The sequence below is a fragment of the Massilia sp. R2A-15 genome (assembly GCF_030704305.1).
GTDB lineage: Bacteria > Pseudomonadota > Gammaproteobacteria > Burkholderiales > Burkholderiaceae_D > JAFCUW01.
In genome coordinates this window covers 1,781,057-1,793,098 of record NZ_CP131935.1, presented here as the reverse complement: position 1 = coordinate 1,793,098, position 12,042 = coordinate 1,781,057, and the positions used below count along the sequence as shown (strand labels likewise).

Genomic DNA, 12,042 nt, shown 5'->3' with positions numbered 1-12,042 from the left:
CTTAGAGGAATGCCCATGCGACGTCTCCTTTCAGTGCTGCTCGCACTCGCCTTGCTGTCTTCCGGCTGTAGCTCGCCGCCCCGTCTGAATACCCCCGATGGCGCATCGCGCGTTCCGATCAATCGTGCCGACGCGATGGCAGAGTACAGCCGCGGGCTGGAGCGCGACCAGGCTGCGGAACGAGACCAGGGGGCTATCCAGCAGGCGGAACTGCTCAAACGCGACATCGAAAATTTGCGCGCGTATATGGCAGCATCGATGCGCCCGCCGGAAGCGCCGTCCGCCGCTCCCATAATTCCGCCCCCTTCCTCCGCACCATCGGCACCGAGTCAGCGACGTGCGGCTCCAGCCAACGTCCTGCCAATGCCGGCGGAGATCGTTCGCGCGGACGACCAGGTCGTCCTGTTCCGCAGCTTCTTCTCCAATGGCGACGCGCAGTTTGTTCCCAGCCCGGTTTTTCAACAAGCCCTCGTCAAGGCAGCAATGGAAGGCCAATCAATTGCGATCTGGGGAGCCACCGACGCGCGAGTAAAAACGCCGGCAAGCGAAGCCATTGCACGACAGCGCGCCAAAGCGGCGCGCAATTTCCTCGTCGGCAATGGCGTCGACCCGGCGAAAGTGAGGACGCATTTCCTGGCGGCGGGCGGTTTCGTCGCCGACAACTCCGTGCCCGAAGGGCGAATGAAAAACCGGCGGGTGGACATCGAGGTCTCAAACCGGCGAACGCCTGGTGAACCGCGGCAATAACAAAGTGAAGGGAGAGGCGCACCAATGAATACGATCGACTTGGAATCCGAGCGAGCACCAGCGCTGCCAGACCGGCAGGGAACGACTGCGCTCGACATCAAGGAAGAACAGCAGCGAGCGCACGGCCCGACTGAAAATACGCCGGAGGTTTCCGCCGCACTTTCGCAGGCGAGGATGGAGGCACACGATCCTTCCAATCTCGATTCCTCCGCGAGAATCCCGATGGATTCGGCGTCCCCTGACTATGACGGAACGGTCGCGCCTCTTCCCGCTGAAAGCGCCCCCGCAACCTCCGGAGCACCGCTGGCTGGGGCGGTGCCAAAGGAGCACGAGGTTCCGCGCGGCCCGGCCGATGAAGCGCATGCGGCGGCGCCGGCCGGCGCGAACATAAGGCTGCCGGGCGCCGAGGCGGAAAGGATCAGCGCCGCGTTTGTCGCCAGCCTTGAGGCCCGGATGGCGAAGTCCGGTCTTGAGGAGCTCGGATGGCGCGATCGTACCGACCTCGCGCCGGTGTTGCGCGATCTCGAAGTGCTGGCCGGCGCCAGCTGGAGAGCGGCCGCAAACCTGTGGGACAAGTATCGCCCCGACGACCCCGACAAGCCGATCTTCATCGACGCCGACGACAAGGATCCCGCGCCGCATGTAGGGCAACCTGAATCGCCAAAGAACGACGAGCCGTCTTTCAATGCGCCAGGCACCTCGCTTGATGGTTCGAAGTGGCCGAAATCGGACCTCGTTCCGGCGCCGGCGGTGCTGGCGAGGCGCTATCTGGTCGCGGATAACAAATTCTACTTCCGGGACGATCCGAACCTGCTCGCCTTCGAAGACAAGGGCAAGCGCATCGCGACGGAGCATAACGATCCTCTGATCGCGCGCTCGATGGTCGAACTGGCAGAGGCAAAACAATGGACCAGTATCCGGGTCAAGGGCACGGACGAATTCAGGCGCGAGGTGTGGCTGGCGGCATCCTTACGCGAGATCGAGGTGGAAGGATATACGCCGCACGAAGTCGACAAAGCCCGTCTGACAGAGTTGCGCGCGGAACTGCAGCCCAGGCGGCACAACGCGATCGAGCAAGGGCGGGACCGCACGCATTCTGTCGTTCGTGCAGCACCCGCCAAACAGGACGGTCCGGTCGAACGCCGGATTGAGCATGCCGACGAACACCATCAAGACGCGTACCGCTCCCTCAGCAAGCAGCAGCGTGTGGCCGTCGATACGCTGCGCGCCATTCTCACCGAACGTGGCGACTCTGCGAAAGCGGTCGCAATGGCTTCAGAGTTAGCCACCGAACGATTCCAGCAACAGCGCGTGTACGTCGGCAGGCTGCTAGAGCACGGCCGCGCTCCATACGAACATAACCCAGATGAGAAACAAAATTACTTCGTCACGATCAAGACGATCGACGGCGACAGGACCATCTGGGGTGTCGATCTGGAGCGCGCCATCGGTGTCGGAGGAATCAAGCAGGGTGATGACATGGCCCTGGTGTACCGAGGCCGGAAGCGGGTCACCATCACCGACCAGGTGCGCGATCGCGGCGACCAGACGACGCAAAAGCCGATCAAGGAAGTCAATCGTAATGCTTGGGAAGCGGACAAGCTCGACCGGCTGCGAGCCGAAGCGTTGGAACGTGTTCGCATCGCGGCAAAGGCGACGGAACATGCCCAGCCTATGGTGCCCGTCTACGACCTGCCCCCGCGTCTCGAGGCGCCGCACCCCGACAAAGACCGCAAGGTAGACCCCACTCTGAACCGTTAGCCCTTAATCACATTGCCATCCACCAAACTCGAGGAGATCGGAATTGAACAGCGCAGTGCTCGAAAGAGTCAAGGAAACGCCAGACCAGCCAAAATTTATCAAGCTACCCGAAGTAGTGTCGATCTGCTGCATGTCGAAAACCAGCATTTACGCAGCCATCCGCCAGGGGAGATTTCCGAAACCAGTCAAGCTGGGAAATCGCTGCGCCGTGTGGGTCAAGAGCGAGATCCATGGATGGGTTGAATCGTGCATCGCGTCGTCGCGCGAAAGAACGGAAACCGGCGATTAATAATGAGGTTCAATCTTCCGATCCGTGCTACGGGGCGGCCCTCAAGCAGTGGATCAGCTACCTCTACAAGAACCGCACGAAGGACGGCATAGGAGCACCCATTTATGCAGCAGCCGTAGGAAGACTGGCCGCAAGGATGCCCCAACCGAAGGGGCACCCTGACATCTGACAGCTACGAGCGCCACACCGCCCGGCAATGCTGGATCGACAGGGGGTGGCTATTGAACTTCGTCAGCAGGAACTGTTCGACAATCCAGAACAGGGGATTAGTCAGATTTACGACGAACCCGCTACCCTTTTATTTGTGTTTCCCGTAGCGGTTCCCAGTGCGGCTATTACGGTACGAACCGCCTTTGTGGGAGCTACCACGTCCGCCAGCGTAATGCCCGCCATGACTACTTGTATGGTGCCCACCACCGTAATGAGCATGCCCTCCGCCTCTTCCCCCCTTGGCGAACGCCGGAGCAGAAAAAGCAAGCAAGACCGTTAATGCTGCAACAGTGAATATCTTCATAGAGACTCCGTTAAATTTTAAGCCACGCCTCCATGGGAAGAGCAAGCGCCCTGTTTGCCACCAGACGGAGAAACCCAGCCGTCCTTGCATACAACATTTCCATCGTTAGCACCCGCTCCACAACCAGTCAGTAAGGTACTAAAAATCACACAGATACACAGCATTAAGGTTTTCATTCGTCACCCAAAAAATATTGCAGTAAATAAAATACTATTTATTAATTGAGTAAAATGCAATCCGTTTTAAAAAATGTAGCGGTATTGACACACCACCGTAAATACTTTCCAGCGCGTCTGTACGTAGGCTCAATTAGGGAGAGGACGAGCACGTCAAGATGCCCAACCAGCTAGAAGCTAGGCCGGCGAAAGCGACCTCCGAATTTCGCAGCCCACCTATCAGGGTGGCGCGGCGGCTGACGTCCGCAGATCAACTTCAGCATCACATCGCCCTCCTCCTCGCACACCGGCATCCACCGTTCGGCATTAGCGTAGGGGAAGGAGTATCGGTCGTGCACGTCCGCCGAAGTGCGCAGCGGTTCGCGGCCGTTTCCCGTACTTTTCCCGTACAACGCAAAAAAGGCCTGCAACTGATCGTTGCAAGCCTTTGAATTTAAAGCGAATCTTGGTGGGAAGTGCAAGTTTCGAACTTGCGACCCCTGCAGTGTGAATGCAGTGCTCTACCCCTGAGCTAACCTCCCGAAGCGGGGCGTATTATGACATATCCCCGCGAAAACGTCACGAAAAGTTATGCATCCGCGTAATTTCTCCAGACGCACTGGCCTTTGACCGCCTTGTCGAGGCCGCCCAGCACACTTGCGTGCTCGGCCATCTCCTCGTCGCTCGCGACCAGCACGAAAATTTCCGCCAGCGGCACTGCCTCCAGCAGGCCGCCGCCCGACGCCGAATCTTCTTCCGTATCCATCCACATGGAATTCTGCCCGCGCGTCATCGACAGGTAGACGTCGGCCAGCAGTTCGGCGTCGAGCAGCGCGCCGTGCAGCTTGCGGTGCGCGTTCGACACGCCGTAGCGGTCGCACAGCGCGTCGAGCGAGTTGCGCTTGCCCGGATGCATCTCCTTGGCGTTGACGAGCGTGTCGATCACGCCCGAGCAGTGCTCGGTGAAGGAAGGCAGGCCCAGCAGCTTGAATTCGTGGTTCAGGAAGCCCAGGTCGAACGGCGCATTGTGGATGATGACTTCGGCGCCCTGGATGTACTCGCGCAGCTCGTGCACGATCTCGGCGAACTTCGGCTTGTCGCGCAGGAATTCGGTTGTCAGGCCGTGGACCGCCAGCGCGCCCTCTTCCGAATCGCGTTCGGGATTGATGTAGCGGTGGAAGTTATTGCCGGTCAGCATGCGGTTGACCAGTTCGACGCAGCCCACTTCGATGACGCGGTCGCCGGTGCGCGGATTCAGGCCGGTGGTTTCGGTGTCGAGGACGATTTGACGCATAGGGACTCAGTGAATGAACGGGAGGAGCGCGGCAGCATTTTACCAGACGGCAACAGCCTGGCCGTAGCCAGGCCGGTTGGACACCGGTTATTTGCGAACCGTCTCCACGCCGCGGTTGGCCAGCACGTCGGCCCGCTCATTGCCCGGATGGCCGTTGTGGCCGCGCACCCAGCGCCAGTCCACCTTGTGCTCGGATTGCGCCGCGTCCAGCGCCTTCCACAGGTCTTCGTTCTTCACAGGCTCCTTGGCCGCGGTCTTCCATCCACGCTTCTTCCAGCCGTGAATCCACTCCGAGATGCCCTTCTGTACGTACTGGCTGTCGGTATGCAGCACCACCTCGCACGGCCGCGTCAGCGTGGTCAGCGCCTCGATCACGGCGCGCAACTCCATGCGGTTGTTGGTGGTGTTCAGCTCGCCGCCGAAGATTTCCTTTTCATGGCCATCGGCCACCAGCAAGGCGCCCCAGCCGCCGGTGCCGGGATTGCCCTTGCACGCGCCATCGGTAAAAATCTCTACTTTGCTCATCGATGCTGATTTACTTTCTGTTGGTTGCCGGGACCGCCTGCGGGGCCACCGTTTTTTTGTTCCATGCGGGACCGATGATGGTCATCCCCTTGACGCGCTTGATCGCGTGCACCATGTACACCGCGCCAAGATACGGCCACCAGCGCTGCCCCGTGCGCTCCATGAAGGCGAAGCGGTTGAGCCACTGCGCGCTGCGGCAAGGCGGCGCGTAGCAGCCGAAATGGCTGCGGCTCACGCCAAGATTCAACAATTTTAACCAGTCTTTCATGCGCGGCATAGAGATGAATTCGCCAGCGACCGGCAAATAGGGGCTGCGCGCGATCCGCCCCATCCCCTGGCGCACGCCCCACAGGCTGGCCGGATTGAAGCCGCAGATGATTACCTGCCCCTCGGGAATGAGCACCCGCTCGACCTCGCGCAGCACCTGGTGCGGCTCGGCCGCGAATTCGAGCACGTGCGGCAGCACCACCAGGTCCAGGCTCTGCGACGCGAACGGCAACTCGGCAAATTCGAGCGCCACCGCGATCTGCTTGCCGGTCGAGGCGATCGCCAGTTCGTCGGCCGTGGACGTGCGCGTTGCCGCCTGCCACTTGTTGGGCATGCGGTTGGCCGCCAGCGCGTCGATCTGCGGCAGGCCAATCTGCACCGCGTTGAAGCCGAAGATATCGGCCGTCAGCTCGTCCAGGCAGGCCTGCTCCCACGCGCGCACGTAGGCGCCGGCGGGCGATTGCAGCCAGCCGTCGAGCGCTATAATGGATTTTTCAGATGCCTCGCTATCCATGCCTGCCTTTTCGTCGAACTCCACTATGATTCCATCGCTACGCGTGCTTGCCGTTCCCGCCTTCAAAGACAACTACCTGTGGCTGGTGCATGACGGCGTCCATGCCGCCGCCGTCGATCCCGGCGACAGCGCGCCCATCCTTGCCGCGCTGGCCGAGCACAAGCTCACCCTCACTGCCATTCTACTCACCCATCACCATGCTGACCACATTGGCGGGGTGCCCGGACTGCTCGCGCACGCGAACGTGCCGGTGTTCGGCCCGCGCAACGATAACATTTCCGCGGTGACTGTGCCGCTGGGCGAAGGCGACCGTGTCGAGGTACCCGGCCTGGCGCTGACCTTGCGCGTGCTCGACGTGCCCGGCCATACCAAAGGCCACATTGCGTACGTGCGCGAAACGCCAGGCGAGCACTGGCTGTTTTGCGGCGACACGCTGTTTGCCGGCGGCTGCGGCCGTATCTTCGAGGGAACGCCGGCGCAGATGGCCGGTTCGCTCGGCAAGCTGGCCGCGCTGCCCGACGACACCAGCGTCTACTGCGCGCATGAATACACGCTGGCCAACTTGCGCTTCGCCAATGCGGTCGAGCCAGGCAATCGGCAACTGCACGCGCGCGTAGAGGCCGACAGCGCCAAACGGGCCGCCGGCCTTGCTACCGTGCCGTCGACAATCGGCACTGAGAAAGCGACCAATCCCTTCCTGCGCTACCGCGAACCGGAAATCGTCGCCAGCCTGGTGGCGGCGCACAAGATCGATGCCGGCGCCGCCCCGCTGGCCGCGTTTGCCGCGCTGCGCGAGTGGAAGAACAGTTTCTGATGACGGCCACGGTCACCTTCTATTTCGACCCGGTCAGCCCGTATGCGTGGCTGTCCACGGCGGCGTTGGATCGCATCGAAGCGGCTGGCGCGGAAATCGTGTTTCAGCCGGTGCTGTTCGCGGGCTTGCTCAACGCGCACGGACAGAAAGGTCCGGCGGAAGTGCCGGCCAAGCGCCAGTACCTGTTCAGGGATGTGATGCGTGAAGCGGCCCGGCTCGGGCTCGGCTTCAAGGGGCCGCCGGGGCATCCGTTCAATCCGCTGCAGGCGCTGCGGATGTGCCTGGCGTTGACGCGGCAGGATCAGCGGCGAAGATTTGCGCTGGCCGTAATGAAGGCGTGCTGGGAGGACGGGAAGGATGTGTCGAATGGCGAGGTGCTGATGCGCATCGCCGATGAATTCGGGCTGGACGGCGCAGCGTTACGCGATGCGGCGCAGCAGCCGCACATCAAGGCGCAGTTGGCGTCGGACACGGAGAAGGCAATTGCCTGCGGGGTGTTCGGGGTGCCGACGTTTGGCGTGGACGGCGAATTGTTTTGGGGCGGAGACCGGGTCGATGCGCTGGTTCGCCATTTGCAGGGCGAGCGGATCGACGAGCAGGCGCTTGCAGATTTTCTTGCAAAGCCGCCGTTGGCCGAACGCAGGCGGTAAAACAAATGGGGTCAGGTCCGCAGGACCAGACCCCGGAAACGCGGCCGCCGCAAGTCGGGGCCTGGTCCTGCGGAGCGGCGGGGACGCCTAGTCCCCATCTTCGGCTAATCCTTAAATTTCTTCGTACAAAGGCAAGGTCAGGAATTCTTCAAACGATTCCGACGTCGCCATCTGCTCGAAGATCTGCGCGGCGCGCTCGTAGCTCGGGTTGTCGCCATTCGGCGCATCCAGCTTCACCTTGGCCAGCTCTTCCGGAATCATCGCGCGCACCATCTCGGCGGTGACCTTGCGGCCGTCTTCCAGCACACCCTTGTCCGAACGAATCCACTGCCAAACCTGCGAGCGGCTGATCTCCGCGGTCGCCGCATCTTCCATCAGGTTGTGGATCGGCACGCAGCCATTGCCCGTCAGCCAGCTGCCGAGGTAGTGGATGCCGACGTTGATGTTGTAGCGCAGGCCCGCTTCCGTGATCGGCGCTTCCGGCTTGAAGTCGAGCAGCTGCGCGGCCGTCACATTGACGTCCGGACGCTGCTTATCGACCTGGTTCAGGCGCTCGCCCAGTACCTTGGTGAATTCGGTCATCGCCAGCTCGACCAGCCCAGGGTGCGCGACCCAGCCGCCATCGTAGCCATCGGTTGCGTCTCGCGCCTTGTCCACGCGCACGCCCGCCATCGCGATCTCGTTCTTTTCCGGATCGTTCTTGATCGGGATGAGCGCGGCCATGCCGCCCATCGCCTGGGCGCCGCGGTGATGGCAGGTCTTCAGCAGCAGCAAGGCGTAGGCGCGCATGAACGGCGCCGTCATCGTCACTTTCGGACGGTCGGCCAGGCAGAAATCCTTGTCCAGCTTGAACTTCTTGATGCACGAGAAAATGTAATCCCAGCGGCCCGCGTTCAGGCCCGCGCTGTGCTCGCGCAATTCGTACAGGATCTCGTCCATCTCGAACGCGGCCATGATGGTTTCGATCAGCACAGTCGCCTTGATCGTGCCCTGCGGGATGCCAAGCTCGTTTTGCGTCATCACGAAAATGTCATTCCAAAGGCGCGCTTCCAGGTGCGACTCGATTTTCGGCAGGTAGAAATATGGGCCGAGGCCGCGCGCCAGCTGCTCCTTGGCGTTGTGGAACATGAACAGCGCGAAGTCGAAGATGCCGCCGGAGATGCGCTTGCCGTCCACCAGCACGTGCTTTTCGTCCAGGTGCCAGCCGCGCGGGCGCACGATCAGCGTGGCGATCTTGTCGTTCAGTTTGTACGACTTGCCCTTCTGTTCCAGCGTGATGGTTCCGCGGATCGCTTCCATCAGGTTGATCTGGCCGTCCACCTGGTTATGCCAGTTCGGCGTCTGCGAGTCCTCGAAGTCGGTCATGTAGGCGTCGGCGCCCGAGTTCAGTGCGTTGATCACCATCTTGCGGTCGGTCGGGCCGGTGATTTCGACGCGGCGGCATTGCAGTGCCTGCGGAATCGGCGCGATCTTCCAGTCGCCGGCGCGGATGTGCGCGGTCTCGGCGAGGAAATCGGGACGCTCGCCGGCGTCGAGGCGCTTGGCCTGCTCGGCCCGCTTGGCCAGCAGTTCCTGGCGGCGCGGCTCGAAGGCGCGCGTCAGCTTGGTGACCAGCGCGAGCGCCTCCGGGGTCAGGATCTTTTCGAAACCGGGCTCGATCGCTCCGGTGATTTCCATGCCGGCTGGGGTGGCGATGCTCATGCGTGACTCCTGTTGAATGAATTTTTGGGATGGACTGCGGCATTGCACAACGACGCTTCAGTATAGGTCAGTTGGCGATTAATATCTTTTCCAGTATATTCACTCGACCGTACCTAAACGAGACAAAAAATACATTCATCTGTGTGTTTTTGTATCAAATCACCGAGACTTCACCTATGGGCCAGTTCCGCCAGATATCCACTTTCGTCGAAGTCGTCGCCCGCGGCAGCCTGTCCGCGGCGGCCCGCGCCGAGGGGATCGCGCCGGCCATGATAGGGCGCCGCCTCGATGCGCTGGAGGCCCGCCTGGGCGTCAAGCTGTTGCAGCGCACCACGCGCAAGCTCGCGCTGACCAATGAAGGCGCCGCCTTCCTGGAAGATTGCCAGCGCATCCTGGGCGAACTGGAACAGGCCGAATCGGCGGTGGCCGAGCGCAGCGCGCGCGCCAGCGGGCACCTGATGGTGTCGGCGCCGGCCGGCTTCGGGCGCCAGCACGTGGCGCCGCTGCTGCCCTCCTTCCTGGCCGAGCACCGCGATGTGACCATCAACCTGAACCTGAACGACCGCGTGGTGGATGTGGTCGGCGAAGGTGTCGACGTGGCGATCCGTATCGGCAGCCTGTCCGATTCGAGCCTGGTCGGGGTCAAGCTAGCCGACAACCAGCGCGTGCTGGTCGGCTCGCCCGCCTATTTCAAGCGCCACGGCACGCCCTTGTCGCTGGCGGATTTAGGCAAGCACAATTGCCTGGCGATCAGCAGCGAAGGCAGCCAGCGCGGCTGGACCTTTCTCGACAATGGCAAGACTGTGACCGTGAAGGTGGCGGGCAACATGGTGTGCAACGACGGCGAAGTGCTGCACGACTGGGCGCTGGCCGGCAAGGGGCTGGCGTGGCGCTCGATGTGGGAAGTGGGGCCGGAAATCCGCGCCGGGCGCTTGCGCACCGTGCTGGACCAGCATGCGGCGCCGGGCAGCGACATCCATGCGGTGTTCGCGCAGCGCCGGCACTTGCCGCTGCGGATCCGCGCATTTGTCGACTTCCTGCGCCACACCTACAACCAGCCCGACTATTGGCGGGGTCTGGTCCTGCGGACCTGACCCTATTTTGGGAGTCGCAACGAAAATCCAGATCGGGTCAGGTCCGCAGGACCAGACCCCGATGCTCTTTGCGCCGCGATTCCAAAAGCATCAGGCGAAAAAAAATCCCCGGAAACCGAGGATTTTTTGTTTCGTTGACTCAGCTACCTATTAGATAGGCTGAATGTTCGATGCTTGCTTGCCCTTAGGACCAGCGGTTACTTCGAACGATACGCGCTGGTTCTCTTGCAGCGATTTGAAGCCTGCCGACTGGATAGCCGAGAAGTGAGCGAACAGATCTTCGCCGCCTTCGTCAGGGGTGATGAAGCCGAAGCCCTTCGAATCATTGAACCATTTTACGATGCCAGTTGCCATTACAATTTCCTATTTCAGTTAGTTGGGCTTGCGCCCGTTTTAGATCGTTTGAAGAAGCAAGAAAGGAATGACAGACAGACTGCACTACTACCTCGAATCCAACGATCCCACATTATACCGAATTAAACTAAAAAAACACGTTCCCCGCAAAATAAAAATGCGCTGCACCCTAAAAATTCCAAACAACAACTTTTACGGGGTGCGTTGGCGGCGCAGCACGGTTGAATATAAGGCATCAACAGGCCTTGGGTTTGCGCCAGATCAAACGTCGCCGTCCGCGCCGTTGCAGGCGCTATGCCGGATAATCGTCCGATTTCGGGTCGGCCGCGGCCCACGCGGTGTATTGATCCAGGCTGGCGAGCCAGTCCTGCCAGTCGGCCGCGGGAACCTGCTCGAACGCCATCAGCACCCGCAGGCGCTGCTCGATGGCGCGCGCCTGCTGACCCATCGTGCGAAAGCCGAAGGTCGCCGCGGACCCGGCGATCGTATGCAGGATCTGGTGCAGCTCGGCGACCTGCCCCGGATCCGGCGCCTGCGGATCGAACCGCGCGCGCAGCTCGCCCAGGCGCGCCAGCGTGGCGGGCACGCCGGCGGCGAACTTGTCGTTCAGGGCGCGCAGGCGGGAAAAAAACTCCTGGTCAATCAAATCGCAACCCCTGCTTACTTGGTGCCGAAGATGCGGTCGCCGGCATCGCCCAGGCCAGGCACGATGTAGTCATGGTCGTTCAGGTGCGAATCGAGCGAGGCGACGTACAGCTTGACGCCGGGATGCGACTTCTGGAACACCTCCACGCCTTCGGGCGCGGCCACCAGCGCCAGGAAAATGATCTGGTCGTCGGAAACGCCGCGCTTTTTCAGCACATCGACCGCATGCACGGCCGAATTGCCGGTCGCGACCATCGGGTCGCACAGGATGAAGATGCGGTCGGCGGTGTCCGGCAGGCGCACCAGGTATTCCACCGGCTTGTGGGTATCCGGGTCGCGGAACACGCCGATGTGGCCGACGCGGGCCGACGGCACCAGCTCCAGCAGGCCGTCGCTCATGCCGATGCCGGCGCGCAGGATCGGCACGATGGCCAGCTTCTTGCCTGCGATGACGGGGGCGTCGATGGTCACCAGCGGGGTCTCGATCGAGCGCGTGGTCAGCGGCAGGTCGCGCGTGATCTCGTAGCCCATCAGCAGCGTGATCTCCTTGAGCAGCTCGCGGAAGGTGCGGGTCGAGGTATCGCGCTCGCGCATGTGCGACAGCTTGTGCTGAATCAGCGGGTGGTTCAGGATGAACAGGTTGGGGAAGCGTGGATCTTGTTTCATGGAGGGCATTCTGTAGATTGTTGTGGCTTGTGCCGGCATTATCCCAGCCATT

Annotated in this window: 13 protein-coding genes and 1 tRNA gene; 6 read left to right on the top strand and 8 right to left on the bottom strand. The window is 61.6% G+C overall.

What is annotated here, in order from left to right; all coding sequences use genetic code 11:
• Positions 1-15 precede the first annotated feature (15 nt).
• Genes Q4S45_RS08135 through Q4S45_RS08125 form a run of 3 tightly spaced genes read left to right on the top strand, consistent with a single transcriptional unit; the run spans position 16 to position 2,797 of the window.
• On the top strand, positions 16-747 hold the full coding sequence (locus Q4S45_RS08135; RefSeq protein WP_305510807.1) for an OmpA family protein: 732 nt from the start codon (positions 16-18) through the stop codon (positions 745-747).
• Between the two features lie 24 nt (positions 748-771).
• Positions 772-2,508, top strand: a complete 1,737-nt coding sequence (locus tag Q4S45_RS08130; RefSeq protein ID WP_305510805.1) for an LPD7 domain-containing protein — start codon at positions 772-774, stop codon at positions 2,506-2,508.
• A 43-nt stretch (positions 2,509-2,551) separates the two neighbouring features.
• On the top strand, positions 2,552-2,797 hold the full coding sequence (locus Q4S45_RS08125) for an AlpA family transcriptional regulator (protein WP_305510803.1): 246 nt from the start codon (positions 2,552-2,554) through the stop codon (positions 2,795-2,797).
• A gap of 1,136 nt (positions 2,798-3,933) precedes the next feature.
• On the opposite strand, the gene Q4S45_RS08120 is transcribed toward Q4S45_RS08125, so the two are convergent.
• The 4 genes from Q4S45_RS08120 to Q4S45_RS08105 form a co-directional block, all read right to left on the bottom strand.
• Positions 3,934-4,008 (bottom strand) — tRNA-Val (locus Q4S45_RS08120).
• Between the two features lie 47 nt (positions 4,009-4,055).
• Positions 4,056-4,760 carry a DNA polymerase III subunit epsilon gene (gene dnaQ / locus Q4S45_RS08115; protein ID WP_305510801.1) on the bottom strand — a complete coding sequence of 235 codons (705 nt, stop codon included), beginning with the start codon at positions 4,758-4,760 and terminating at the stop codon, positions 4,056-4,058.
• 87 nt (positions 4,761-4,847) lie between these two features.
• Positions 4,848-5,285: a ribonuclease HI gene (rnhA, locus tag Q4S45_RS08110; protein WP_305510799.1), complete on the bottom strand. Its 438-nt coding sequence runs from the start codon at positions 5,283-5,285 to the stop codon at positions 4,848-4,850.
• Between the two features lie 10 nt (positions 5,286-5,295).
• Complete coding sequence (locus Q4S45_RS08105; protein WP_305512074.1) at positions 5,296-6,066, bottom strand: class I SAM-dependent methyltransferase; 771 nt, start codon at positions 6,064-6,066, stop codon at positions 5,296-5,298.
• Between the two features lie 25 nt (positions 6,067-6,091).
• Between Q4S45_RS08105 and gloB the strand changes: the two genes are divergently transcribed.
• Together gloB and Q4S45_RS08095 are read left to right on the top strand one after the other, a co-directional pair.
• Positions 6,092-6,880, top strand: coding sequence for a hydroxyacylglutathione hydrolase (gene gloB / locus Q4S45_RS08100; RefSeq protein ID WP_305510797.1), 789 nt, complete (start codon positions 6,092-6,094; stop codon positions 6,878-6,880).
• Entirely contained in the window at positions 6,880-7,530 is a 651-nt protein-coding gene (locus Q4S45_RS08095; protein WP_305510795.1) for a 2-hydroxychromene-2-carboxylate isomerase, read from the top strand. Before gloB ends, Q4S45_RS08095 begins: the two co-directional genes overlap by 1 nt.
• Before the next feature lie 111 nt (positions 7,531-7,641).
• Here Q4S45_RS08095 and aceB read toward each other — a convergent pair whose 3' ends face one another.
• Positions 7,642-9,231, bottom strand: coding sequence for a malate synthase A (gene aceB, locus Q4S45_RS08090; RefSeq protein WP_305510793.1), 1,590 nt, complete (start codon positions 9,229-9,231; stop codon positions 7,642-7,644).
• A 176-nt stretch (positions 9,232-9,407) separates the two neighbouring features.
• On the opposite strand from aceB, the gene Q4S45_RS08085 reads away from it, so the two are divergent.
• A complete protein-coding gene (locus Q4S45_RS08085) occupies positions 9,408-10,325 on the top strand; it encodes a LysR family transcriptional regulator (RefSeq protein ID WP_305510791.1) in 918 nt (305 codons plus the stop codon).
• Between the two features lie 150 nt (positions 10,326-10,475).
• On the opposite strand, the gene Q4S45_RS08080 is transcribed toward Q4S45_RS08085, so the two are convergent.
• From Q4S45_RS08080 to upp, 3 genes are all read right to left on the bottom strand, one after another.
• Positions 10,476-10,679, bottom strand: coding sequence for a cold-shock protein (locus Q4S45_RS08080; protein WP_020703630.1), 204 nt, complete (start codon positions 10,677-10,679; stop codon positions 10,476-10,478).
• 292 nt (positions 10,680-10,971) lie between these two features.
• On the bottom strand, positions 10,972-11,325 hold the full coding sequence (locus tag Q4S45_RS08075) for an Hpt domain-containing protein (RefSeq protein ID WP_305510780.1): 354 nt from the start codon (positions 11,323-11,325) through the stop codon (positions 10,972-10,974).
• Positions 11,326-11,339: 14 nt separating this feature from the next.
• Positions 11,340-11,990, bottom strand: a complete 651-nt coding sequence (gene upp, locus Q4S45_RS08070; protein WP_305510778.1) for a uracil phosphoribosyltransferase — start codon at positions 11,988-11,990, stop codon at positions 11,340-11,342.
• Positions 11,991-12,042 lie beyond the last annotated feature (52 nt).

Excerpts from the sequence above, each read along its gene's own strand:
- Q4S45_RS08135 (WP_305510807.1), top strand. The coding sequence starts at position 16 with ATGCGACGTCTCCTTTCAGTGCTGCTCGCACTCGCCTTGCTGTCTTCC.
- Q4S45_RS08130 (WP_305510805.1), top strand. The coding sequence starts at position 772 with ATGAATACGATCGACTTGGAATCCGAGCGAGCACCAGCGCTGCCAGAC.
- dnaQ (WP_305510801.1), bottom strand. The coding sequence starts at position 4,760 with ATGCGTCAAATCGTCCTCGACACCGAAACCACCGGCCTGAATCCGCGC.
- rnhA (WP_305510799.1), bottom strand. The coding sequence starts at position 5,285 with ATGAGCAAAGTAGAGATTTTTACCGATGGCGCGTGCAAGGGCAATCCC.
- Q4S45_RS08105 (WP_305512074.1), bottom strand. The coding sequence starts at position 6,066 with ATGGATAGCGAGGCATCTGAAAAATCCATTATAGCGCTCGACGGCTGG.
- gloB (WP_305510797.1), top strand. The coding sequence starts at position 6,092 with ATGATTCCATCGCTACGCGTGCTTGCCGTTCCCGCCTTCAAAGACAAC.
- Q4S45_RS08095 (WP_305510795.1), top strand. The coding sequence starts at position 6,880 with ATGACGGCCACGGTCACCTTCTATTTCGACCCGGTCAGCCCGTATGCG.
- aceB (WP_305510793.1), bottom strand. The coding sequence starts at position 9,231 with ATGAGCATCGCCACCCCAGCCGGCATGGAAATCACCGGAGCGATCGAG.
- Q4S45_RS08085 (WP_305510791.1), top strand. The coding sequence starts at position 9,408 with ATGGGCCAGTTCCGCCAGATATCCACTTTCGTCGAAGTCGTCGCCCGC.
- Q4S45_RS08080 (WP_020703630.1), bottom strand. The coding sequence starts at position 10,679 with ATGGCAACTGGCATCGTAAAATGGTTCAATGATTCGAAGGGCTTCGGC.
- upp (WP_305510778.1), bottom strand. The coding sequence starts at position 11,990 with ATGAAACAAGATCCACGCTTCCCCAACCTGTTCATCCTGAACCACCCG.